We start from the raw sequence: 25,452 nt of genomic DNA on the forward strand, positions 1-25,452 counted from the left end.
GCTTTTTAGTTGTATAGACTTTTTTTATCTATATTTAAGTGTAGTTGTATCTTCAACACTTCCCTTTACCACTCTTAAGTCCCTTGAAGCTTTGCTTCCAAGTTCTATCTTTACTATAGTTCCTTCTTTGTTTACCTTAGATGGAGTTACTTCTTTTCCATCAACATAAAACTTACAATTATTTATGTTTCCATCTTCAAGAACTATAACCCCATAGTAGACAAAGTGAACTTCCATTATTCTAGATTTAGCTTTGTTTATTAAGTTAGTGCTTACTACATCAGGCTTTGTAGTTGGTTTATTTTCTTCCTTATCCCCTGTATTTCCACCAGTACCTTCATCCTTATTACCTTCTGGTATTGTGGTTGGTTTTGAAGGAGTGGTTATAACATCTATTGGATCCTTGTCTCCTCCAGAGTTATCACCTTTATTTGTATTCCCATCATTGTTTGGCTTTTTATCTCCTGTGGTAGGCTTCTTATTATCATCTTTATTTACATAAGGCTTTGATGGATTTGTTATAACATCTACCCCTCCACTACCTGTAGAAGCATCTATTGGCTTAACTGTAGTAACAGTACTTCCTCCACTACTTTTCTTAGAAGAAGAAGTTACTGCCTCTACCCCTCCATTAATATATCCAGTGGAAGATTTTATTACCTTTTTCCCATTAACCATAACCTCTTCTTTTGAAGCACTGGTTGATGCATCCACAGCTTTATTTTCTTCATTACCACTTCCTGTGAATTCTTGAACAACCTCCTTTATTTCTTCATTGATTTTAGAGTCTTTTTCTTGTTTTGATGCAGAGCTATACTCCTTATTATTAGACTTAGATGGCTTATTATTACCATTTAAGGCATATGCACCAACGGCCACTGCCATTACCACAATGAATGTAGCAATTGCTGTTACCTTTTTGTTCATATTACTCCCTCCTTTTTGATATATATTATCAACTGATTTACGTTCTTAATGTTATCATAATAAATAATACTTGTTCATATAAAATGTATAAAACAGGTATTTATTATAAATTTCTGTGTAAAATTAATAAATTAGTTTGTTAATTAACAATGTTTACATTTAATACTTATCTATATAATCTTATATATAATTGAAAAATAGATAATCTCTTAAAGTTATAAGACTTGATAATCTATATATAAAGAATTTGGCTTATGGTTTGTCTAATTATTTCTATTATGGTAAAATATACATTACCTTAAAGCATAATATAAACCTTATATGTTTCTTTAGAATATATAGTTTAATAAATTATAATAGTTATAGTAAATTCTATATGTAAAAATAAGAATCTTAAGGATCAGTTAGAGATACTAAGAGTTAAGCTGTATAAAAAAATATAAACAACAATTTATTTGTACAAATAAATTGATTAAAGCCAAGGTAATAATGAGAATTGAAGGCAAAACATGATGAAATTGAGGAGGTAAGTATATGGATGTTTCACATATTGTTGAAAGAATTAATGAACTTTTTAATGTAACAAATAAGGAAATCTATTCTAGTGAATCTGGTATTACATACAATGCAGATAAAAAAGTTAAAAAATTAGGATACTGTGTTAACCTAACTCTTGAAACTATAGAGGAAGCAAGAATTCATGGAGTTGATATGATGGTGACACATCATGATGCATGGGATGAAATATATGGATTAAAAGAGGCATGCATAGAAAAATTATCAGAGTATGGTATAAGTCACTACTATAATCACTTGCCACTTGATGACTGTAACTTTGGAACAAATGATAGCTTATTAAAAAAATTGAATTTAGAAAATATTAAAAGAACCCATGAATGGGAAGGATTATATTTTGGTAGAATCGCAGAATATGATGAAGAAATTGAATTTAATGAATTAGTAAAAAATATTGAAAATCTACTTGAAGAACCTGTTAAATCTTGGAATTTTAATGACAAAAAGGTGAAGAGAGTGGGCTTAGTCTGTGGTAATGGAGGACCAACAGCTTGCCTTAAGGAAGCAGTTGAAAATAAGTGTGATGTATACATTACAGGTGAATGTAATTTGTATACCATTCAATATGCTAAGTTTAAAGGAATAAACCTTATCATTGGGAGTCATACTTTCACAGAATTCTTTGGAATTCAAAGTTTAGCATTGAAATTGAATGAGAATATAAAGAAACTTGAAGTAGTGAGACTTAATGAAGAACATTATGAAGCAAATATAAAATAACACATAATAACAGAGAAATCCTTATAATGAAGCTAATTATTCTTGAAAAACAAAATAATTAGCTTTAAAGATTTTTACATATGAATAAAAATTTCTATAAAATACAAATAAGGAATACCTTAAATTAGGTATTCCTTATCTATACTTATTCTTCATTTCTCTTTCTATGTCTCTCTTATGTGCTTTCTCAAGCAATGAGTCTCTCTTATCATAATTTTTCTTACCCTTAACTACTCCAAGAGCTACTTTTACCCTACCATTTTTTAGATATAAAGATAATGGTACTAGGGTATAGCCTTCTTGAGCTGTTCTTCCAGTAAGCTGAGAAATTTCCATCTTATGCATAAGTAGTTTTCTATCTCTTAATGGATCTACATTAAATATATTTCCTTGTTCATAAGGACTTATATGCATATTTCTTATAAATATTTCTCCATTTCTTATTTCACCATAGGAGTCCTTTAAGTTAGCCTTTCCTGCTCTTATAGACTTTACTTCCGTTCCTACTAACTCTATTCCTGCTTCAAAGGCTTCTTCTACATAATAGTCATGTCTTGCTTTTCTATTTTCAGCTAAAGTTTTATTATTCTTTGCTCCAGTTTTAGCCATAATCTCACCTCACAAACCTAAATGGCATATAAATAATAATATCATATTTATATTTAAATTTGTTATAAAAATACTATACTTTATTTTTTTATTTAATTAATGCTCCTCATAGGTTTTATTCTTCACTAAAAAACTCCTAAGTAATCATTGAATGCGTTAATGATATTAGAAGAATTTTTATTTAAAAATCCAATGTTTTTATCTAATCTTAATAACTATATTTTTCTAAACATTCTATAGCAGAATATGCAAAATCATCAGCTGCGCCCCAGTCCATATTAAATATAACTCCCTGAGAACTTCCTGTAGCAATAGCTTTAACTAAAGTTTCCCCATTTACATTATTAAAAATCACAGTAAGGGCAGCTCTATTTGAAGCTCTAAAAAAGTATTTCTCAAATATGGAAACTCCATACTCTATATTCCCATCTATTCTATTGATTTCACTATAAACTAAATCTGCCCCAATATTTTTTTCTACTATTTCCTGAGCAATGCTAGGTGATATACTAACCTTAATTATTTTTTCAGCCATAAACAGACCACTCCTTATATAATTCAATATATATACTACCAATTAATTCTATTTTATATTATTTATATACCTTAATAAAGATAAATCTAATTATTATATAAATTCCTTCTTATAAAGTTTTAAGATTCAAATATTCTACCATTAAACTAATGATAGATCTATAAAAGACCAAGAGATAGTTTAAACCTAACTATTCCCTGGTCTTTTATTAAATATATTAGCTTATTTTATAGCACCTTCCCAGTCCTTTAAGAACTTTTCTATACCTATATCTGTTAAAGGATGTTTAGTCATTTCTATTATTACCTTATATGGAACTGTAGCTATGTGTGCCCCTATTCTTGCTGCCTTAGTTACATGAATAGGATTTCTTATACTAGCTGCTATTATCTCTGTTTCTATTCCATGTATTTCAAAAATATCTACTATTTCTTCTATTAAGTTCATCCCATCCATTCCAATATCATCAAGTCTTCCAAGGAATGGACTTACAAAAGTAGCACCTGCCCTTGCTGCAAGTAATGCTTGAGCTGCTGAGAATATTAGTGTTACATTAGTCTTTATTCCCTTAGAAGATAAAATCTTTGTAGCCTTTAATCCTTCCTCTGTCATTGGAAGCTTTATAACTATGTTTTCATGTATTTTCACAAGTTCTAGTGCTTCCTCTACCATTTCCTCTGATTTAAGACTTATAACCTCTGCACTTATTGGCCCATCTACTATAGATGTTATTTCTTTTATAACTTCCTTAAAGTCCCTTCCTGACTTTGCTATTAATGAAGGATTTGTAGTTACTCCACAAATAACTCCCATATCATTTGCCTTTTTAATTTCCTCTGTTATGGCAGTATCAATAAATAATTTCATTATCCTCACACTCCTTTTATATTACCTAAAATATTATATCATAATTTGTAATCATTTTCATTTTGTGTAATATTACTATATATTTTAAAAAACATCTTTACATATAATAAAATATATAGTAATATTAGGTTATTAATTAATGAAAGGATGTGGTGGCTATGATGAATACGAAGAAATATTTTAAATCAAAAATGTATAATTTAAGCTGCTACTCTAGATATAGTCTATAGTTTTCGTTTTGTACCCTAGAGTAGTTAGCTATTCTAGGGCTTTTTTATGCCTAAATTTAGGAGGAATATATGAATTTAGTTAAATTAGGATGGAATGAAAACTTTGAAAAGGACTTTAATAAATTAAATGAGAAAAATAATTATATCCCAGGAAGGGTAATTGTAGAATATGAACATCTTTATAGGGTGGCTACAGAGGAAGGAGAATTCTTATGTCCTGTATCTGGTAGATTTATGCATACCTCTACTGGAAAAGATAGTTATCCTGCTGTAGGAGACTGGGTGGTTTTAGATAAGCCCCTCTCCCAAAATGATACCTTAAGAATTCACAATGTATTAAAAAGAAAGAGTAAATTTTCAAGGAAGGTAGCTGGTGTCGCTACTGAAGAACAGATAGTTGCCTCTAATATAGATAAGCTTTTTATATGTATGTCTTTAAATGATAACTTTAATATAAGAAGACTTGAAAGATATATAGCTTTGGCTTTTAAAGGAAATGTAGAGCCTATAATACTACTAACTAAAAAAGATTTATGTGAAAACCCTGAAGAAAGAATTAATGATATTTTAAAGTCTATAAATAATATTACCATATATATGATAAGTTCAAAAACCTTAGAAGGTTTTGATAATGTAGTAGATAATATGGGAACTGGTATTACAGTAGCTTTTATTGGATCTTCTGGAGTTGGTAAATCTACTTTAATAAATGCTCTTTTAGGGGAAGAAAGACAAAAAACTAAGGATGTAAGTGATCTTATGGATAAGGGAAAGCATACAACAACCAATAGGGAGCTTATTGTCTTAGAAGATAATGGAATTGTAATTGATACCCCTGGTATGAAAGAAGTTCAACTATTAGACTTAGATGAAGGGCTATCAAACCTCTTTATGGATATAGAAAATTTATCAAATAGCTGTAAGTTTACTAATTGTAATCATAAAAATGAACCTGGCTGTGCCATATTAAAGGCATTAGAAGATGGTACCATAGATGAAGAAAGGTATAAAAGCTTTCTAAAGCTACAAAAAGAAGAAACTTATTTTAAGTCTAGAGAAAAATCTAAGGATAAAATAAAAAATAAGTTTAAGAATAATAAAAAATCTTTATTAATGAAAAAAAACTCTTATTAAAGTTAAAGATACAGGAAGCCTTTTTAAAAGCTTCCTGTATCTTTTATAATTTATTCTTAACGTAAAAATTCATTTAACCTATACACTCATATAATAAGGTTTCACAGGTTTCTTCATTTACCTCATCCTTATTATAAGAATTGTAAACTTTATAAGTTTCAAAACCTACCTCTTTTAGGTATTCATCCATTTCCTTAAAATCATATAACTTTATTTTAAAGTCCATATCCTCTGTCTCAATTAATTTATCCCCATCATATAGTTCATAAAATAATGGTATAGATAAAATTTTAGTGTTATCATCATATATATTTTTACTCTTTTCCATAAGTAAATGTCCTTCAGGGGTTATATAAGTCTTACTTGTCTTAAACTCTAATACCGGTTCTCCTTTAGAGTTTAGGGTTTCAACTCCAAAGAGTAATTTTCCCCCTGGCTTTAAGGCATTCTTTAAAACCTTAAGGGAATTTATAATAACATCCTTTTCTAAAAGCAATGAAAAGGAACTGCATGGAATCATTATAAAATCAAACTTTTCTGATGGATTAAACTCTTCCATAGACATCTTATATGCCTTAGGATTTAAATTTTTTACTTTAGCTTTCTCCTTTAAGGAATTTATCATATCTTCTGATATATCGAATCCTGTAATATCATATCCCTTTTCTAAAAAGGGTATTAAGAATCTACCAGAACCACATAAAGGTTCTAATATCTTCATTTTAATATCCTCTACATAGGACATATAAAATTCTAACTCATCCTTAGGAGCATGAGGCTTGTCTAAGTCGTACATCATTGTACATAAATTTCCATAATATTTCATTATTAACACCACCTTGTGCATAACTTTTCTTCCCTGACTAACTACCCCTAATCTAGTATATATTATAAATATGAATAATATCTATAAGTTTATATAATATAAAATAATAAAAATTTATAATAAGTATGCTTTGTTCTATTAAATTATATTATTTACTTAATAATTTGTAAATATATAACACATTAAATTTACAAGTTAGTTATAAAACTGTGATATAATATTCAATATTATTAACAATATGGGATACACTATGATACTCATAAGTTTTATTTTTTATTCAGTTATATACTAATTTTAGTATAATACCTTATTATACTAACTAAATACATTAATAATTTTATTATTAATTAGAAGTTAATCCTTAGTAATTTAAAACTCAAATTAGAGACTTATTAAGTTTTAATATAAACTTTTAACTTATTATTGAAAATATCTTTGATTTATAGTATTTTAGCCATATAAATAAACTTTTAAATTTAAATTCTATAATTTTTTTAAAATATAATGACTTTAATATTAAAATTTATTTTGGATTATATACTATATAAATTTATAATAGAAAGGCTAGTTTTATGAAATACACAATTATAACTGGAGCTACCAGTGGCATAGGATATGATTTATCTAAAGTATTTGCTTCAAATAAGCATAACCTAATATTAGTATCTAGAAATAAAGAAAAGCTTGAAACTATTAAACATACTTTATCTAAAGAATATTTAATAGATGTACTTATATTTACCTGTGATTTATCAAGATCAGAAGAAATAAATAATTTATGTGAAAATATAATTTCTTCTAAGGTTCAAATAGAATACCTAGTAAATAATGCGGGGGTGGGTTCTTTTGGTCCATTCTATAAAATTCCTGAAAATGAGGATTTGAACATAATAGACTTAAACATAAGATCCCTAACCCATATGACAAAAGTATTTCTACCCTATTTTGTAGAGAAAAATCATGGTGGAATTCTTAATGTTTCCTCCACTGCTGCCTTCTCTCCTGGACCCTATATGGCAGTATATTATAGTAGTAAGGCCTATGTTCTTTCCCTTACAGAAGCTTTAAGAGAGGAAGTTAAAAATAAGGATATAAAAATAAGTGTCCTTTGTCCTGGTCCCACAGACACAAACTTTCAAAACAATGCTAAGGTTAAAAAAGCAGACTTTGCTAAAAAATCTATGATGGACTCCTCTACAGTGGCCACCATAGCCTATGATGGATTTATAAAGGGTAAAACTATTATAATTCCTGGATTTAATAATAAATTCTTGGCCTTTTTCTCCAAAATATTACCTAGGAAATTACTTATTAAAATTATCTCTAAGGTGAATGGAGTTTAATCCTATTTACCTTAGAGATAATTTTTTAGTTCTAGTAAAGTTTTTAATATCTCTATACCTAAATCTTTTATAAACTTAATAATTGTATAAATTTTTATATGAAAACATTTAGGTAAGTTAATATAATCTTAACCTAATATAGAACACTCTTAATACTTATGTATTATAATACCTCTTGTAATAGTTAATATCCCAATCTTTAAAATTATATCTATTAAACCATAGTATTTTTATATAGGCTTACAACCTATATATTAAATAACCCACAACCTAAAAGGCTTATGGATCATACCTCCATAAGCCTTTCCTCTTTTAATTATTCTACTTCATCATGATATCCAGTTTCTATTGCCATTACCTTTTCTTCATATATTCCTGATTTTAAGCTTTCCTTTATATCATCATGAATCTCTAATTCCTCATCTTCATGATCTTCTTCAGTTAACCTAAAGTATATTTCTCTATTATCTATATCTACCTTTGTTACTTTTATTTTAACACTATCTCCTAGTCTATACATCATCTTAGTTCTTTCTCCAATTAAGGCTAAATGTCTTTCATCATATATAAAGTAATCTCCATTTAAATCACTTATATGAACTAAACCTTCAATAGTATTTGGAAGTTCTACGAACATACCAAAGGATGTTACAGAAGAAATTATTCCTTCATATTCTTCTCCTATTCTCTCTGACATGTACTCTGCCTTCTTAAGGTCATCTACTTCCCTTTCAGCCTCTTGAGCTATTCTCTCCATCTCTGAAGACTGTCTAGATGAATATTCTACAATAGAGGTTAGATTCTTTATTCTTTCTTCAGTTAACCCTCCATTTATAAATTCTTTTATTATTCTATGAATTTGAAGATCTGGGTATCTTCTTATTGGAGATGTAAAGTGACAATAGTATCTTGCAGCAAGACCAAAGTGACCAACACATTGAGGTGCATATTTAGCTTGCATCATAGATCTAAGAAGTAATGTTGAAACCACAGTTTCTTCTTTCTTTCCTTTAACCTTTTCAAGAATATCTTGAAGAGCTCTTGGATGTACTTCATTAGACCATTTCATTACATAACCTAAGTTATATATAAATTCTCTAAAGTGATGTAGCTTCTCCTCATTTGGCTCTTCATGGATTCTATACACAAAAGGTGTCTTAGTCCAGAACATATGCTCTGCTACTGTTTCATTAGCCACTAACATAAATTCTTCTATAATTCTATTAGCTACAGCTCTTTCATAAGGTTTAATGTCCACAGGCTTTCCTAATTCATCTAAAATTATTTTAGATTCTTCAAAGTTAAAATCTATAGCTCCTCTTTGAAGTCTCTTATGATTCAATATTTCAAAAAGTTCTTCCATAGCCTTAAAATCATCTACTAGATAATCATATTTTTTTATAAGTTCTTCATCATTATCCCTTAAAATCTTAGTAACATCTGTATAGGTCATTCTTTCACTAGTTTTTATAACACTTTCAACTATCTCATGATCCACAACTTTTCCGCTGCCATCTATTGTCATAATACATGATAATGTTAATCTATCTACCTTTGGATTTAAGGAACATATACCATTAGAAAGCTTTCTTGGAAGCATAGGTATAACTCTATCAATTAAATATACAGAAGTTGCTCTTTTTAATGCCTCTTTATCTAGAGGGTTATTTTCTCTAACATAGTGAGTTACATCAGCTATATGAACTCCTAACTTATATTTGCCATTAGGTAATCTCTCAATGGATACAGCATCATCTAAATCCTTTGCATCCTCTCCATCTATGGTTACCATTCTAACATCTCTAAGGTCAACTCTTCTTTTATATTCACCCTTTGAGATTTCTTCTTCTATATTAGCTGCAAATTTTTCTACTTTATCTGGGAATTCTTCTGGAAGGGCAAACTTTTTAATGATGGCTAATATATCTATACCCTTTTCTCCCTTTTTACCTAAGATGTCTACTATTTCTCCCTCAGGATTTCTTTTCTTCTCTGGCCACTGGGTTATTTCTACTATAACCATGTCTCCAGTTTTTGCATCTCCCTTTTTCTGTCTAGGTATAAATATATCGTATTGTATTCTCTTATCCTCTGCTACTACAAATCCAAAGTTTTTAGAATCTTCGTATACTCCTAGGATAGTTTTATTAGCTCTATCAATTATCCTTATTATTTCACCTTCACATTTTTTACCCTTAACGTCTTCTTTTAAGACCTTAGCTATAACCTTATCCCCATTCATTGCTCCATTCATAAATGAGCTAGGAATAAATACATCTTGTCTTTCCTCTTCATCAGGAATCAAGAAACCATATCCTCTAGAATGAACTTGAAGTTTTCCTGAAACAAGTCCCATTCTCTCTGGAAGTCCAAACTTATCATTTCTATTTCTTACAATGACTCCTTCTTTCTCCATTGACTTTATCGCTTTTTTAAAGGTTTTATATTCTTCTTTATTTATATCAAATATCTTTGATAACTCTTGCATATCCATAGGCTTATAAGCTTGTTCTCTCATAAAGCCTAAAATTGCTTCTTTTATTTTCATAAATTGTCCTCCGAAAGTTTTATATTTGTTAATTATTATGTCCTTTTAGTGCTTTATAAATTCCTTATCTATATACTATTTTCTAGCAATACCATAAAAAAATCAAGTTAAATACTTGTTTTTTCCTTTAAATTCTCATTACTTTCCACAGTTTAAAGAAAGAAAAGTCTTTTCTCAATAACTTCTTAATACTTTCCCAAAAGGTTAAATGCTAAAATTACTATACTAGATTTTTAAAAATTAAGATTGATTTATAGTAACCTTTTATAATCTAAACTTTACTAACCTTAAGCCATTAGAATATATTTTTACTTTTAAAGAATATTAATAAACGTAAAAGAAACATAAAATTTTATAAATGATATGGTACTAAAAAATTTATTATTCAACTATTAATTCTCTTTTATTAAATATGTATCTATTAACATTAAAACTTTTTCATTAACTATCATGTATTATTTTAATTCTTATTATAAAACTCCAATTTAATCTTGAAAGTATCTTTCATATATTTAATTTCTAAGACACTTGTCAAAATGTGACTAAATCCTTCTCATTACTTTAAAATTTAATTATCTGGAAATTTTACGACATTGAACTTTATTATCCATTATATTTATATTATACATATTACTTGATAACTCTAATATTGGTAATCTATCATCTACAACTATTCTTGCAACTGATTAGTTATAGATATAATCATCAAAAGTTATAAATACATGAACTTTAAATCCTTAATAAGTTTATTTTTCAAGTCACATTTTCCATAAATTATGTCTGCTCCAAAGTCCCTATGAAAATGGCATATTAGAATAATTATACTATCAATTAGTCTAAACTTTTTATAATTATAACTTCCTGATTTATTGAACTAAAACCTTCCCTAAACAATTATGTTGGATTATAACAAAATGCAGCTGCTATACCACTATTGGGCATTGTATTTTATTCTATTACTTATTTATATGCTTTTAACTAATAATTAGCTTGCCATTTATAAATATCAACAATGTTCTAAAGTTCCTATTTCTACTTCTTTTATTTTTAAGATTATATAGCTTGAAAATAGACTAATAAATTCATGTTAAATGAAAAACTAATTTCTATTTTACTCTAAGCCATTGTAACTGCAAGGATAAATTCAGTTTTTACACTTAAATTTAGTAGTTAAAATAGGCTATAATTCTTATAATGTAATCATTTTTCTAGGGCTTTTAAACATGATTATTAAGTCTATGAAATAGTCATACAAAACTAAGTTCCGTTTGCTTTATTGTTGCATGCAGAAAAGCTATCATTAATGAACAGTTTCTAAAAAGTAAAGTTAGAAGAACTTTGTCACTTCGTGTACTGTGGACACTATCCATCTCTATTATGAGAATATTAGGATTAGCTTCAGTAAATTTAACCAAATCACTAAATGTCCTCCCAACTCTATCAGTAGATTCTTTAATTATAGAAAGTGTAGATTTCTTTCTAGATTTATACTTCACTTTCCTACACAAAGCAATATTCCTAGCCGAAAAAGCATTTTTATAAAAATAATAATCTTAAAATTCTTTCACAGAAACTTATTTTATTCTTATGATGAGTGAAAATATAAGATATTAACTGTCCCTTAATCAGTGGTGAAATTATATCATCTATCTTTTTTAATTTCTTTGGAGTTATATTAAGGCCTTCTCTAGACGATACTAAGAGTTCTTTATACTTTGTATCTGAAACTTTAGCTTTATAATAGTTATTTTCAGCTGTACACGTAGTAGCTGCGCTACATCCGTTACAAACATATGGGTAACGGTTAAGTTTAGAGCATTTCTTAGTTAAATATTCATTACAAGTTCTATAACAATTTATAAATCTACACTTCTTATATTGATTGCTACATCCACTATTACACAAATTTGTCTTGGTGCAACTTCTTCGGTATTGGCATGGTTATATATCGTGTTCTTTTCTTTTATTCACTTTTAAAAATTTATTTCTTTTAGTCCCCTTTTAGATAGTTGTTGGATCCTTCTTAACTTTTTAAGTAATTTCTTTTAACGTATAATCTTGATCTAATCCATATTCAATTATAAGGTGGTCTTCTATTCTAAGGTATTTTCCTTTGCATAATTTATTATTTAACATAATTAATCCTACTAATATGCTCAGGACAAATATCAAATTAATTATATAAAATACTTTGCAAAATTAACTTCTGTTTATAGATAATACCGGAACTTACTTTTTCAATTTACAAATTTACAACTAATAAATCCAACTTATCCTAATAATATATTTTTACAATTAATTTCATTTATTTATTTTATTGTATATATTGACTTTATTTTCCTTATAGTGTATTCTAATTTTAGATTATATTGTAAGGGGCTGTATTATAATGTATATTTTTCCAATAAATAAGATTACACTATTTTATACCAATATTTGTAATTTAAAATGCAAACATTGTTTTGTAAGCCCACTTTTTAATGAAAATCAAAAAATGAGTAATGAAACTTTTTTAAAATCATTAGCTTTTTGTAAATATAATGAAATTAAAAAAATTTCAATTAGTGGCGGAGAACCTATGCTATTTTGGAATGATTTTAAATCATTAATCAAAAATTTTTTTATAAATGAAAACATATATTTTTCTATATGTACAAACGCCTATTGGGCTCAAAACACTACTGAAAGATTGAAAATTTTGGAAGATTTAAAAAAACACGGAGTATCCAGATTAGAAATTAGTACTGATTCTTATCATCAGGAATTTATTAGTTTAGATACAATAACTCAATGTATAGTTGATGCACAAAATAAAGGATTAGATGTAATCATAACTATTTGTTTTGAAAATTTATTAAATGAATTTAATACAATTAAGAAGATAAATAAAGTAATTTCAGATTCTAAAAATATAAGGCTTAAGTATGTATCTAACTTTGGTGAAGCTAAAAATAATTGCATAAATACTAAACCAAATTTATCTCTTATTGAAGGCTATAAATGTAATCAAATAGGATGTCCTGTAATTACTTATACAGGGAATATATATGCTTGCTGTGGTCCTGCCTTTACATTAAATAATTCTAATTTTTATCTAGGTAATATAAATAAAAATTTAATCGATGAAATTAATTCAACCCTATATAATAATAAAAAAATTGAAAGCTTAAAAAAACATTATTTATGTAATCTAGTTCCTAATTATAAAACATTATTTAATTCTAATAAAATAAATAGTACTTGTGAACTTTGTCTTTATTTTATGAGTTAATAATTTTATATTATTATAATTACTATTTTAATTTATTTAAATATAAAGCGAATTAAATAAGAAATGTTCTTTAATTATATAAAATTTGATAGATATTAGATATGTTTCATGAAAAATCTGAATTCAAAATGAAACTAATAAATTTAAGAGGAGGTATTAATTATGTTTTATGAGAAGCCTGAATTTGAAATAATAACTATAAATCTACTTGGCAATGTTTGTGCTTGCGCATCTGATGATGATAATCCTTGGGCTGGCTAATATCCTAGTTAATTAATAAATTACTAAATAAGAACATTTCTTGTTTATATAAAATTTAATATAAGGAGCATTAATATGAGTAATAAATTAATAAACAAATTTGACAATTACTTACTTGATAATAGAATTCCAATAAGATCAAGTATACAATTAACCTATAATTGTAATTTTAAATGTATTCATTGCTACCAAACACCAATAAAAAACCAGCCCTTGCTAGAATTGTCCACCAAAGATTGGTTTCTAATTATAGACAAGCTTAAAGAAAAAGGATGTATTTATATTACGTTCACTGGTGGAGAAGTTTTCACACGTAAAGATTTTTTAGATATATATTTATATGCATATAATAAAAATTTTAAAATACATATAATCTCTAACGGAAGTTTAATAACAAATGATGCGATAGATATATTATCAAAGTTTAAGCCTGAATCTATTTCTATAACACTTTATGGAATAAACAATAAAACTTATAATGACTTTACTAGAAGTCATAATAGTTTTGATCTAGTTCATAACTCTATATTAAAATTAAAAACAAATGGAATAAATCTAAAAATACAAGTAATTGCTAACATAGTAAATGAGAATGAAATTAATTTAATACGTAATTTTGCTAAAAAAAATAAATTTAATTTTCATCTATATGGAAAAATAAGATGCTATCTAGATGGAAATTCCTACCCAAAAAACTTACAGGTTTCGCCATCGGATTTAATAAACTTATATTCAACTGAAGAAAAACTTAAGCTTAAACAACTTTTAGAAACTCCTCATATCGCTTGGGATAATGGTATAAAAAAATGTAAAGCTGGATTAACTAATACTTACATTGATCCTCAAGGATCTATGTATTTATGTAATTTAAGCAATAAAAATAAGTTTTCACTACTAGAAAATTCCTTTGAATATTGTTGGGATAAAATTTTAAAAGAGCGAAAAAGTGAAATTGAAACTAAAACTTATTGTAGTAACTGCTCTAATAAAGGTATTTGTGGATTATGTGCTCCTATATTTAAAAATGAATATAATAATTTATATATTCAACCAAAAAATGAGTGTAATTTTTCAGCTGAATTTACACAAATTCTTTTAAAAGGGTGATTTGTAATTGAAAAAATTTAAATTTGATGATTCAATAAAATTTGTGTATTTATTTATGTTGAAAAAAAAATTTTATATTGTAATTTTTATCTTATTGATTGGATTAAACACTTTTTTTGATATATTAGAACCTAAATTTGCTAAAACCTTGATTGATACATCTCTTAATACCTCTTATACAAATGATATTTTAATGCTAGGTGGATTATGGATGCTTATCTTTATATGTAAGTATATTAATAGATACATTTTCCAAATCTTAAGTTTAAAATTTAAAATATCGGTATTTAGTGATATTCAAAACTACTTATTTAATCATACATTAAAATTACCTATATCATTCTACCAAAAAAATTCTCCATCTTATCTTGTATCTAGACAATTTGATGATACCTTTGGTATTGATGGCTTAATGATTTATAACATTATTGAGGGTTTATTTAGTATGATTCAATTCTTAATAATATTAGGTATAATGTTTAAATATAATATATTATTAGCATTATTGTCAATGATATTAATTTCATTAGACATAGTTATTAATTTCTCTTTTCCATTAAAAAAACTCTATAAAAATCATAATGAAGATTTGGCTGTAGCAAAAAAAGAATTAACTAACTCATTTCAAGGTATAAAACTTATTAAAATATCGAATAAAATAGATTATGAAATTAATCGTAATTATAAATTTTTGAAAAAGTATTATTTTTCATTAAGAAAAAGAGATAATACAAATATAATAAGAAATTTAATTTCTCGTCTTTTAAAAGATTTAAGCATTCCAATCATAGTAATTGTTGGGGTTCTATTAATATATAAAAATTCAATAACTGTTGGTACAGTAACACTCTTTCTTATTTATTTCAACAAATTATCCCAGGCATTTGTTCCTGCTATTAATTTAGTTCCTCTTTTTAAAATTTCTAAAGCTTCTGCTGAGCGATTATATAATCTTAGTACTATTGATCCTGAAGAAAGTCCTTTTTCTTTTAAGGACAGACATAAATTGAATCATATTGACTTAATAGAATTTAAAAATTTATCATTCAGTTATGATGAGAATAACCAAGTTTTAAATGACATAAACTTTAAAATAAAAAGCAATCAATTTATTGCATTCGTGGGACAAAGTGGTTCTGGAAAAACATCTATTATAAAGCTTTTGTTGAAATTATTTAATCCCTCTAAAGGTTCTATATATATAAATGGCATTGATATAAATTCTATTGATACCCAAACTCTACGTAAACTTATAAGTTATGTTGATCAAGAAGGATTTTTGTTCAATAGATCATTATATGAAAATCTAACATACAATTACGAAAGTCTTAATTCTGAAAATTTAATAAATGACTATATAAATGAATTCTCTTTAGACCCACTGATTTCCAATTTATCTGATGGATTGAACTCAAAAATAAGCGAAGACTCAAGTAATCTTTCAGGTGGTGAAAAACAAAGGATTTGCATAATACGTGAATTACTAAAGAAAAGTTCTGTATTAATTTTAGATGAATATACTTCATCATTAGATACTATTACTGAAAATAAAATACAATCTAAACTAATGAATCTTGCTAAAAATAAAATGATTATTATGATTGCCCATAAATTATCAACAATAAAAAATGCTGATAAAATTTTTGTATTAGATGATGGTAATATAGTTGAAAGTGGTACTCATGATGAACTAATGATGATTCAAGGTAAATATTATAACTTATATCTAAATCAAAAAAATTAAAAGGATGGTATTATTATGAATAAAGTTCTATATATTTTAAGCTCCAATTACGAATTGACAAAACTTCAAGATCAATACGTATTAACAGAAAAAAACTCTGTTAATACAAATTCTAATTTGATTTTACTTAATTCAACTGGTCAATTAATACTTAGTAATTTAATATCTGAAAAAACCCTTAATGAATTACTTGAAATTATTTCAAATGAATTTAATGTTGAACAATCTACTATAAGTAATGACGTAAATAACTTTATATCAAATCTTCTATCTAAAAATATATTAGTAAAAAAGAGTTAAATGTTTGTATATACAAACATTTAACTCTTTTTTATTAATACAATTAGTTTAATATATAGATACTCATTCTACACACTATTATTATATTCCCTCTTTTATTTAATTATTAATAGCTATACTAACTGTCCCACAAAATATAATAAACATATTGTACACCCAAAATCAGACTTTTTAAACTTCATTTTTATCTATTAAATTTCATTAATCGAGAGTTAGTTTATTAATAGTAGAATGAAATGTTCTTATACTGTATCAGTGGAGACTTTAATCAACTTGTTATGATAATTAATTTCTACCAAGCAAATTCTAAACTATCTCAACAGATAAACTTAAATATATTCTAACTATTTTTATAAACCACTGTAAATCTATTCTTAGCTTTTCTTACATGTTCTCTAGCTAAATTCTCTGCCTTATTTTCATCCCCTTTTTCTATAGCTTCTACTATAAAGGAATATTCATTCATTGCAGAACGTTGCAGATTCTCATCATATAAACTAAAAACAGTAAGCCTTCTAAGCTGTTCATAAAGGTCACTAACTTTTTTTACAAGTAATTCATTATTACAAGCTTCAAGAATTATTTCATTCCATCTTTGATTAAGGTAATATACCTTATTTACATCCTTATTAATTATATTATGTTCCATGTTTTCAAGGAGCTCCTTAAGCTCATTAATTTTTATTCTTGAAATGTTTAAACATGCTAATTTAGTTGCGAGTCCTTCTAAAACTTCTCTTATCTCATACATCTCCATGGCTCTATCATAAGAAATTCCTTGTACAATAGTTCCCTTCCTTGGAGTATTAACAGCTAAATCTTCAAGCTCTAATTGTCTTAATGCTTCCCTTACTGGAGTTCTACTTACCCCCATAGCCTCCGCAATGGATATTTCAACTAATCTATCTCCTGGCTTTAACATATTATTAAATATGGCTCTTCTTAATTCTTCTAATACTACCTCTCTAATAGGCTTATTATTATTATCATCTATTTTTCTTAAGCAACTATACAACTGACTCTCCCCTTAGTAAATTTATTTAATTTATATACCCATATTCATTCTAACATACTAAATAAACCATATACAAGAAGGTGTTTATCCTTATTTTTCTTAACTTCATAATTATATTTTATACATGTCTTTTACATAATAAAGTTTATACCCTTGCAGAAATACAGATATAAAAATGGCATGATAGTAACCTATCACGCCTAAATATAAATTATGAAAATAAGGGGTATTGGAAACACTTAAATGTGTTTACATATATATTTAATCATTATTTAACATATTTGTAAACCTAAATCCTTTAAAGTAGCATTACTAAATATAATATAATCATATTTAGTAATGCCTTCTACAACACTTATTTACCCTTGTTAACCTTATAATAGAGTTCACTTAAAAAAGTTTTATTATTTAAAAATCTCTTATTAAAGTTTCATTTTAAAAATTTGATTCTAAAATTATAAATCTTTTTCTATGAAGTCAAGTCTTTACCCATATGCTACTAAAATATGGGGAAGTCTATTTTACTTTGTAAACTAAATCTATTACAGTTCCATCTCTATATTCTACTACCCCTACAATTTCATCAGAGAATTCTACCTTCTCTGGATTTCCTGTAAAGCTTTCTGCTAAGTTTTTTAACTCCTCTATATCAATTAAAGGAAGTTTTGTTTCCTTTAACTTCTCTAGAAGATCCTTTCTCTTTGGATTTACTGCTACTCCTCTTTCAGTAACTACAACATCAATGTTATCTCCAGGAGTTATTACAGTTGTTACATTATCAACTATTATAGGAATTCTCTTTCTTATAAGTGGTGCCACTGCTACTGTCAGCTTTGCTCCTGCTGCGGTGTCTGGGTGACCTCCTATAGCTCCCATAATTAGTCCTGTAGATCCTGTAAGAACATTAACATTAAAGTTCACATCAATTTCTGTTGCTGATAACATCATTATGTCTAATTGATGAGCAACACAGCCCTTGTTATGTGGGTTTGCATACATAGATGCACTCATTTCTATGTGGTTTGGATTCCTCTTCATAGACCCTGCTGCTGCAGCATCGAAGGTTTGAGTATCAAGTAATGTTTTAAATAAACCTTCTTCTAAGAAATCTACAAGAGTTGAAGTTATTCCACCTGAGGCAAAAGATCCTACTATGTTATTTTCTAACATGTATTCTCTTAAAAATCTTGCCACAGCTAAAGATGCTCCTCCACTACCTGCTTGGAATGAAAAACCTTCCTTTACAAGTCCTGATGCTTTTAAAACTTCAGCTGCATATTCTGCAATTAAAAGCTCTGTTGGACTCTTAGTTAATCTTGTAGCACCAGTAGATATCTTAGAGGGATCACCTATTTCATCCACAACAACTACGCAGTCTACTAATGTCTGATTTATACTAGCAGGATATAGGGGGTAAGCTACTAAGTTATCAGTTATAGCTACTACTTTATCAGCATATTGTGCATCTACCATAGCGTATCCCATGGCACCAAAGGAAGATTTTCCTTCTCTACCATTCATATTCCCTTGATTATCACAAGCAGGAGCTGCTATAAATGCTACATCTATCTTTTCATCTCCTGATTCTATTGCTCTTGCACGTCCTCCATGACTTCTAAACACTATTGGCTTTCCTACCACATTGTTTATTGAAGTCTCTTTTCCAAGGGCACCTCTAAGACCACTTGTACATATACCTGAAACCACTCCTGATTTTACATGTTCAAGTAAGGGCTCATGAGCTCCTGTTAAAGAGGATGAAAAAACTTTTATATCCTTTATCCCAAGGGCTGCTATCTCATTCATTACCATATTTAAAACATAGTCTCCACCTCTTAGGTGATGGTGGAAGGAAACAGTCATTCCATCCTTTAATCCTACCTTTTCTATGGCTTCTTTTATAGTTTTTAATAATTTATCCTGTGATTTTACAGAATAACTCTTTAAAGGTCCATGGATTCTACCTGTTGGATTTACTTCTTCTTTAAAATCTCCAATATAAGGCTTAACTTCTCCATATCCTTCTATAAACTTAGGTAATTTTTTTCCTAAGGCGTTAACTACATATTCCATTAGAATCCCTCCTTTAAATAACTCCTGCACCTTTTGCTAGGCTTATTACTCTTTCTGCTTTTTGAATAACTGGAATATCTACCATTTTTCCTCTTACAGTTATAACTCCAATTCCTTTTTCCTCTGCTTCCTTTGCAGCTTCTATTATTTCTAGGGATTTTTCTATTTCCTCATTGGTAGGTGTAAACACCTTATGAGCTAATTTTACTTGAGCTGGATGTATGCAAGACTTTCCTGAGAATCCTAAGGTCTTAGCATCCCTTACCTCTTTTTCAAAGCCTTCCATATCACTAATATCAGCGAATACTGTATCTATTGAATCTACTCCTGCCACATTAGCAGCTAGTACTATATATCCTCTAGCCCATTGAAGTTCCATGGCACTCTTAGTTCTATCTACTCCTAAGGTTCTTGTAAAATCTTCTGCTCCAATAGAAATTGCAACTACTCTATCACTAGCATTTGCTATTTCAAGAGCATTTAGTACTCCCTTTGGAGTCTCTATAGCTGCTTGTATCTTTATATATCCTTCCTCTATTCCATTTTCTTTTTCAAGGGAAGATAAAAGGTTATCTAGTTCTATGATGTTTTCTTTGCTCTCAGTCATTGGAAGTCTTAAATTCTTAACTCCTGCCTTTACAAGCTCTTCTACATCTTTCTTTCCAAATTCAGTGTATAATGCATTTATTCTTACAAAAACTTCACAGTTTCCATAATCTACAGTCTTTAGTGCCTCACAAAGTAAATCTCTAGCACTATCCTTTTCTGAATAAGCCACTGCATCTTCTAAGTCAAAAACTATACAATCTGGCTTATACACAGGTGCATTAACTAACATTTTAGGGTCACTAGCAGGACAGAATAACATGGATCTTCTAAGTCTTTTACTCATTATTTATTCCCCCTTGCTCTATTTATTGCTGTTTTAACTCTTGCCTTTATTACAAAATCTAAAGCTCCAAAATCTTGTACTACAACCTTAGCTTTTTCTATGTTAAGTTCTTTTAATGTATTTAAAACAACCTCTTTCATTTGCTTTCCAAATAGTTTTTCTATCTTGCTTATTAGCTCTATTTCTATACCTTCCTTATGAGATAGATCCACAGTTACTAATACGTCATCTGATTTTTCATTTCCAGCTGTTCCTATCATAACTACTCTCCTCCTGTGAATAATTTTATATTAAAGAGACTTTCCTTTAGCTGTAATCTTAGCTCATATAGCTATAAGCCATATGAGCTAAGATTATTTTCTTATGATTAATATAAAAGTCTCTAAATTAATCTTATGCTTTACATGAACATTCCAAAGACCACACTAGCTATTACTAGCATAAGTCCCCCACCTATTCTTGAGGATATCTGAGCAAAGGACATAAGTTCCATTCTCTTTGCAGCTCCAAGTACTGCAATATCTCCAGATCCTCCTCTATTAGCCATACAAAGTCCTGCTGTTATAGCTGTCTCTATTGGATAGAATCCAACTAGGTATCCAACAAATCCTGATCCTATTATAGCACCAATAACTATAAAGGTAGCTATAAATACATTTCCTAATGTTAAAGCTGCTATTATTTCTCCAATATCAGTGTAAGCAACTCCAACTCCTATCATTATTACCCAAAGGAATTTTGCAGTAAAGAAGCTTTGAAGCTTTTTAGATGCTTGCTTTATATCCTCTGGCACTAAGTCTAATACATTAAATAATGATACAAATAAAACCATGTATGCGAAAGTGTGGAATTTAACATCACCTATTCCAGGTAATATTTTTTTAGACATAACAGCTCCTATAGCATAGAATGCTGTTGCCATAAGTAATGCAGCTCCAATTTCATTGTTCGTTATTTTAACGTTAACCTTCTTGTCTTCTGCATCGAAGCCTTTTCCCCTCATTAGGGTTCCATTTCCAGTTAATCCTTTTGATCTTTCCCCTAATTTATTAAGAAGAGCTCCTGCTATTATACAAATTATATTTGCAATAGTTAATATAGGGAATGCAAAGGATAAAAACTCCTTAGGATCTCCACCTGTTACTGACTTATAAATTTCAGACATTGGTATAGCTCCTGCTCCTGTTCCCCCACCCATTATAGGTAATACATATTTCATTGCTACATCTATTGGGGATACTCCTGCTAAAAGTCCACCTAAGGCTCCTAAAGCAAATGCTCCTAAAACTCCGCCTAAAATTGCTGGTACATAACCAGTTAATGCTTTTACTAAAAGCTTTTTATTTACAGATAATATACTTCCTGTTATAAGTACTGATATGAATAAATTTAAAAAGTTCGTCTCTTCCATGAAGAATGTTATACTTTCTGTTGTTCCTTTTGGCATTACACCAATGTATACAAGATAGGCTGACGCTATAAATGCAAGGATAGCTCCTCCACCTACATATTCATTCCATATTGGAATTCTGTCTCCTATTTCTCCTAGGATAACTCCTAATACAAACATTGTTGCAAATCCAAAAGTTATTTCTTTACTAACTACATTAAGTAAAGAAGAGGCAATAACTGCTATGGCAAATATAGCGAATAAATACCAAGGCATACCAAAAATTTTAAATTGTTTTTGTTCTTTTTCCAAGTAAATTCCCCCTCTAAAATTAGATAGTAATTTTGAAACATTGTAATGGTTTTCTTGTATACAATATTACATCATTGTATACATTTTCACAACATCTTTTTTTTGTTTTAGAAAAACTTATAATTTTTTTATAAATTTCTCTATATATCCTGAATATAAGTACCTTAATAGTATTCCTTTAAAACATATTTGTTATTAAAAATTTATAGAAATTCTCACTATTCCTCATATTTATTAATGTTTCTAATTTCATTTTTACATCTTAAGACTTTATATAAGCTATGGTGTATAATAATTTACACATAAAATAAGCTGTGTTATAGAGCATAAATATTGCACTATAACACAGCTTACTATTATTTTATAGAATTTTATTTTTAAAAGTTAATTTACACATCCGCTAAAGCAAGATAAACTAAGTACATTTTTAATGAATAAGTTAAGAGCTTATGTTAAAATTCTATAATATAGGATTTTAAGTTTTAAAATTAAGTTATACATGTGCCTAGGTTAAGTTAAATCAGGGATATTTTTAATGAATAGGTTAAAAACTCATATTAAAACCCTATATTTAACCTTATATTTAGCTCTTACCCTACAAGGTAATTAATATTTTAAATCCAGAGCTTTTACCTAGGCAAAAGCTCTGGATTTATGATTCTTATCTAAATTTATATTTTTCTATTTAAACAAGCTTAAAAGAATTCCACCATATTCAAGAATTACTGGTGCAAAAACTAAGGACACTATGGTCATAAGTTTTATAAGTATATTCATAGATGGTCCTGAAGTATCTTTAAATGGATCTCCTACAGTATCTCCTACCACTGCAGCCTTATGAGCAAAACTTCCTTTGCCTCCATATACTCCACTCTCTATATACTTTTTAGCATTATCCCAAGCTCCCCCAGCATTTGACATTAAAATTGCTACAAGAACTCCTGTTACAACAGCTCCACCTATAAGACCTCCTAAAGCTTCTGCTCCAAATAAAATTCCCACTAATATAGGAACTACAATAGCTATAACCCCTGGAAGTATCATTTCTCTTAATGCTGCTGCCGTTGAAATTTCAACACATCTTGCATAATCAGGCTTTGCCTTTTCTTCCATTATTCCATCAATTTCCTTAAACTGTCTTCTTACCTCTTCCACCATTTCATTAGCAGCCTTTCCTACGGATTCCATAGTCAAAGCTCCAAATAAGAATGGAAGCATTCCTCCAAATAAAACCCCAACTAGGGTAACAGGAGTTAAAAGATTTATTGATTGAAGCTTTACTGCCTCTGCATAAGATGCAAAAAGTGCCAGAGCCGTTAAAGCAGCTGAACCTATGGCAAAACCTTTACCTATAGCTGCTGTTGTATTACCTACAGAGTCAAGCTTATCTGTTATCTCTCTTACTGAAGAAGGTAAGTGAGCCATTTCTGCTATTCCTCCAGCATTATCTGCTATTGGACCATATGCATCTACAGCCACTGTAAGTCCAGTAATAGAAAGCATCCCTACTGCTGCTAATGATATACCATATAATCCATTAATATTAACATCATTGCCTCCCATAGCATAGAAAGAAACTAATATACCAGCAACTATTAAAATAATAGGAATTACTGTAGACTTCATTCCAACAGCAAGACCTGATATTATGGTTGTAGCTGGTCCTGTTTGAGATTGGTTTGAAATAGTTTTAACTGACTTATAATCTGCTGATGTATAAATTTCTGTAACCTTCCCTATTAACATACCAACTAATAATCCTGATGTCACAGCAAAAAATGCTTTAAAATCTCCAAACATTGTCTTACTTAAAATTAATGTTGATATTATTACTATTATTCCTCCAATATAGGTTCCACTATTTAATGCCTTTTGTGGATTATTAGCTTTACTATTTCTTGCAACTAATGTTCCTAAAATAGATGCTATTATTCCAATAGATACTAAAAGCATAGGAAATATTATAGCCTTCTCCCTCATATTAACAGCCATAGAAGATCCTAAAGTTATAGCTGATATTATAGATCCAACATAAGACTCAAATAAATCAGCCCCCATACCAGCAACATCTCCCACATTATCTCCCACGTTATCTGCTATAACTGCTGGATTTCTTGGATCATCCTCTGGTATTCCTGCTTCTACTTTTCCAACTAAGTCTGCTCCTACATCTGCTGCCTTAGTATATATGCCTCCACCAACTCTTGCAAATAATGCAATAGAAGAAGCTCCAAGTCCAAATCCTGTTAAGTAACTTGTTTCTCCTCCAAATATTATATAGAGAATACTTATTCCAAGTACACCAAGCCCAACAACGCACATTCCCATAACAGCTCCACCAGAGAAAGCTATTTTTAGTGCAGGAGCCTGTCCAGTTTTAGCTGCCTCTGCTGTTCTTACATTAGCAGAGGTTGCCACCTTCATACCAAAATATCCTGCAAGTATTGAGAATATTGCGCCAATTATAAACGCAATAGCAGTTTGAACATTAAGGAATATTCCTATTATAGCTCCAACAATAACAATGAAAATAGTAAGATATTTATACTCTCTTTTTAGGAATGCCATAGCTCCTTGTTCAATGTAGCCTGCTATCTCCTTCATCCTCTCATTTCCAGCATTTTGCTTAGAAATCCCCTTTGCTAAGAAGAAAGCAAAGAAAAGTGCTATTATACCGCTTACTGCAGCATAAATGTAAATTTTGTCCATGTCTCTACCCCCTGTATATTGCTTTATTTAAAATTATATCTTTAGTGAATTAAACTTAAATTA

21 protein-coding genes are annotated in these 25,452 nt (G+C 28.6%); 7 read left to right on the top strand and 14 right to left on the bottom strand.

Annotated features, from left to right (window positions below):
* Positions 1 to 24 precede the first annotated feature (24 nt).
* Positions 25 to 927, bottom strand: coding sequence for a hypothetical protein (locus tag BR69_RS0101295; RefSeq protein WP_027631553.1), 903 nt, complete (start codon positions 925 to 927; stop codon positions 25 to 27).
* A 534-nt stretch (positions 928 to 1,461) separates the two neighbouring features.
* On the opposite strand from BR69_RS0101295, the gene BR69_RS0101300 reads away from it, so the two are divergent.
* Positions 1,462 to 2,223 (top strand): Nif3-like dinuclear metal center hexameric protein, encoded by a 762-nt coding sequence (locus BR69_RS0101300; protein WP_027631554.1) that lies wholly within the window; start codon positions 1,462 to 1,464, stop codon positions 2,221 to 2,223.
* Between the two features lie 135 nt (positions 2,224 to 2,358).
* Here the strand turns inward: BR69_RS0101300 and smpB are convergent, their stop codons facing one another.
* The 3 genes from smpB to fsa all read right to left on the bottom strand — a co-directional run bounded on the left by smpB (position 2,359) and on the right by fsa (position 4,234).
* Positions 2,359 to 2,832 carry an SsrA-binding protein SmpB gene (gene smpB, locus BR69_RS0101305; protein WP_027631555.1) on the bottom strand — a complete coding sequence of 158 codons (474 nt, stop codon included), beginning with the start codon at positions 2,830 to 2,832 and terminating at the stop codon, positions 2,359 to 2,361.
* Positions 2,833 to 3,040: 208 nt separating this feature from the next.
* The gene (locus BR69_RS0101310) at positions 3,041 to 3,367 is read right to left on the bottom strand and encodes a DUF6054 family protein (RefSeq protein WP_027631556.1); all 327 of its coding nucleotides are present in this window, start codon (positions 3,365 to 3,367) and stop codon (positions 3,041 to 3,043) included.
* Between the two features lie 222 nt (positions 3,368 to 3,589).
* Positions 3,590 to 4,234, bottom strand: coding sequence for a fructose-6-phosphate aldolase (gene fsa / locus BR69_RS0101315; protein ID WP_027631557.1), 645 nt, complete (start codon positions 4,232 to 4,234; stop codon positions 3,590 to 3,592).
* Positions 4,235 to 4,533: 299 nt separating this feature from the next.
* On the opposite strand from fsa, the gene rsgA reads away from it, so the two are divergent.
* Positions 4,534 to 5,598: a ribosome small subunit-dependent GTPase A gene (rsgA, locus tag BR69_RS0101320; protein ID WP_027631558.1), complete on the top strand. Its 1,065-nt coding sequence runs from the start codon at positions 4,534 to 4,536 to the stop codon at positions 5,596 to 5,598.
* Between the two features lie 73 nt (positions 5,599 to 5,671).
* On the opposite strand, the gene BR69_RS0101325 is transcribed toward rsgA, so the two are convergent.
* Positions 5,672 to 6,424, bottom strand: a complete 753-nt coding sequence (locus tag BR69_RS0101325) for a class I SAM-dependent methyltransferase (protein ID WP_051623440.1) — start codon at positions 6,422 to 6,424, stop codon at positions 5,672 to 5,674.
* Between the two features lie 572 nt (positions 6,425 to 6,996).
* Between BR69_RS0101325 and BR69_RS0101330 the strand changes: the two genes are divergently transcribed.
* Positions 6,997 to 7,767, top strand: a complete 771-nt coding sequence (locus tag BR69_RS0101330) for an SDR family NAD(P)-dependent oxidoreductase (protein ID WP_027631560.1) — start codon at positions 6,997 to 6,999, stop codon at positions 7,765 to 7,767.
* Positions 7,768 to 8,083: 316 nt separating this feature from the next.
* Here BR69_RS0101330 and rnr read toward each other — a convergent pair whose 3' ends face one another.
* The 3 genes from rnr to BR69_RS21640 form a co-directional block, all read right to left on the bottom strand.
* Positions 8,084 to 10,315 (bottom strand): ribonuclease R, encoded by a 2,232-nt coding sequence (rnr, locus tag BR69_RS19675; RefSeq protein WP_051623441.1) that lies wholly within the window; start codon positions 10,313 to 10,315, stop codon positions 8,084 to 8,086.
* Positions 10,316 to 11,562: 1,247 nt separating this feature from the next.
* Positions 11,563 to 11,730, bottom strand: coding sequence for a hypothetical protein (locus BR69_RS21745; RefSeq protein WP_160169929.1), 168 nt, complete (start codon positions 11,728 to 11,730; stop codon positions 11,563 to 11,565).
* Between the two features lie 121 nt (positions 11,731 to 11,851).
* Entirely contained in the window at positions 11,852 to 12,220 is a 369-nt protein-coding gene (locus BR69_RS21640; protein WP_150112240.1) for a hypothetical protein, read from the bottom strand.
* A gap of 484 nt (positions 12,221 to 12,704) precedes the next feature.
* Here BR69_RS21640 and BR69_RS0101350 point away from each other — a divergent pair, with 484 nt between their 5' ends.
* From BR69_RS0101350 to BR69_RS0101370, 4 genes are all read left to right on the top strand, one after another.
* Positions 12,705 to 13,586, top strand: coding sequence for a radical SAM protein (locus tag BR69_RS0101350; protein WP_027631561.1), 882 nt, complete (start codon positions 12,705 to 12,707; stop codon positions 13,584 to 13,586).
* Between the two features lie 336 nt (positions 13,587 to 13,922).
* A complete protein-coding gene (locus tag BR69_RS0101360) occupies positions 13,923 to 14,954 on the top strand; it encodes a radical SAM protein (RefSeq protein WP_027631562.1) in 1,032 nt (343 codons plus the stop codon).
* Positions 14,955 to 14,961: 7 nt separating this feature from the next.
* Positions 14,962 to 16,698, top strand: coding sequence for an ABC transporter ATP-binding protein (locus BR69_RS0101365; RefSeq protein ID WP_027631563.1), 1,737 nt, complete (start codon positions 14,962 to 14,964; stop codon positions 16,696 to 16,698).
* 15 nt (positions 16,699 to 16,713) lie between these two features.
* Positions 16,714 to 16,998: a PqqD family protein gene (locus BR69_RS0101370; RefSeq protein WP_027631564.1), complete on the top strand. Its 285-nt coding sequence runs from the start codon at positions 16,714 to 16,716 to the stop codon at positions 16,996 to 16,998.
* 340 nt (positions 16,999 to 17,338) lie between these two features.
* On the opposite strand, the gene BR69_RS0101375 is transcribed toward BR69_RS0101370, so the two are convergent.
* From BR69_RS0101375 to BR69_RS0101400, 6 genes are all read right to left on the bottom strand, one after another.
* Complete coding sequence (locus BR69_RS0101375; protein ID WP_027631565.1) at positions 17,339 to 18,013, bottom strand: GntR family transcriptional regulator; 675 nt, start codon at positions 18,011 to 18,013, stop codon at positions 17,339 to 17,341.
* Positions 18,014 to 18,529: 516 nt separating this feature from the next.
* Positions 18,530 to 20,086, bottom strand: a complete 1,557-nt coding sequence (gene citF / locus BR69_RS0101380) for a citrate lyase subunit alpha (protein WP_034849033.1) — start codon at positions 20,084 to 20,086, stop codon at positions 18,530 to 18,532.
* Positions 20,087 to 20,099: 13 nt separating this feature from the next.
* On the bottom strand, positions 20,100 to 20,978 hold the full coding sequence (locus BR69_RS0101385; RefSeq protein WP_027631567.1) for an HpcH/HpaI aldolase/citrate lyase family protein: 879 nt from the start codon (positions 20,976 to 20,978) through the stop codon (positions 20,100 to 20,102).
* Entirely contained in the window at positions 20,978 to 21,238 is a 261-nt protein-coding gene (gene citD / locus BR69_RS0101390; RefSeq protein ID WP_027631568.1) for a citrate lyase acyl carrier protein, read from the bottom strand. Before citD ends, BR69_RS0101385 begins: the two co-directional genes overlap by 1 nt.
* A gap of 140 nt (positions 21,239 to 21,378) precedes the next feature.
* The gene (gene citS, locus BR69_RS0101395) at positions 21,379 to 22,680 is read right to left on the bottom strand and encodes a citrate/sodium symporter CitS (protein WP_242840636.1); all 1,302 of its coding nucleotides are present in this window, start codon (positions 22,678 to 22,680) and stop codon (positions 21,379 to 21,381) included.
* Between the two features lie 681 nt (positions 22,681 to 23,361).
* Positions 23,362 to 25,389 (bottom strand): sodium-translocating pyrophosphatase, encoded by a 2,028-nt coding sequence (locus BR69_RS0101400; RefSeq protein WP_027631570.1) that lies wholly within the window; start codon positions 25,387 to 25,389, stop codon positions 23,362 to 23,364.
* Positions 25,390 to 25,452 lie beyond the last annotated feature (63 nt).

Source organism: Clostridium hydrogeniformans DSM 21757 (assembly GCF_000686705.1).
GTDB lineage: Bacteria > Bacillota > Clostridia > Clostridiales > Clostridiaceae > Clostridium_Z > Clostridium_Z hydrogeniformans.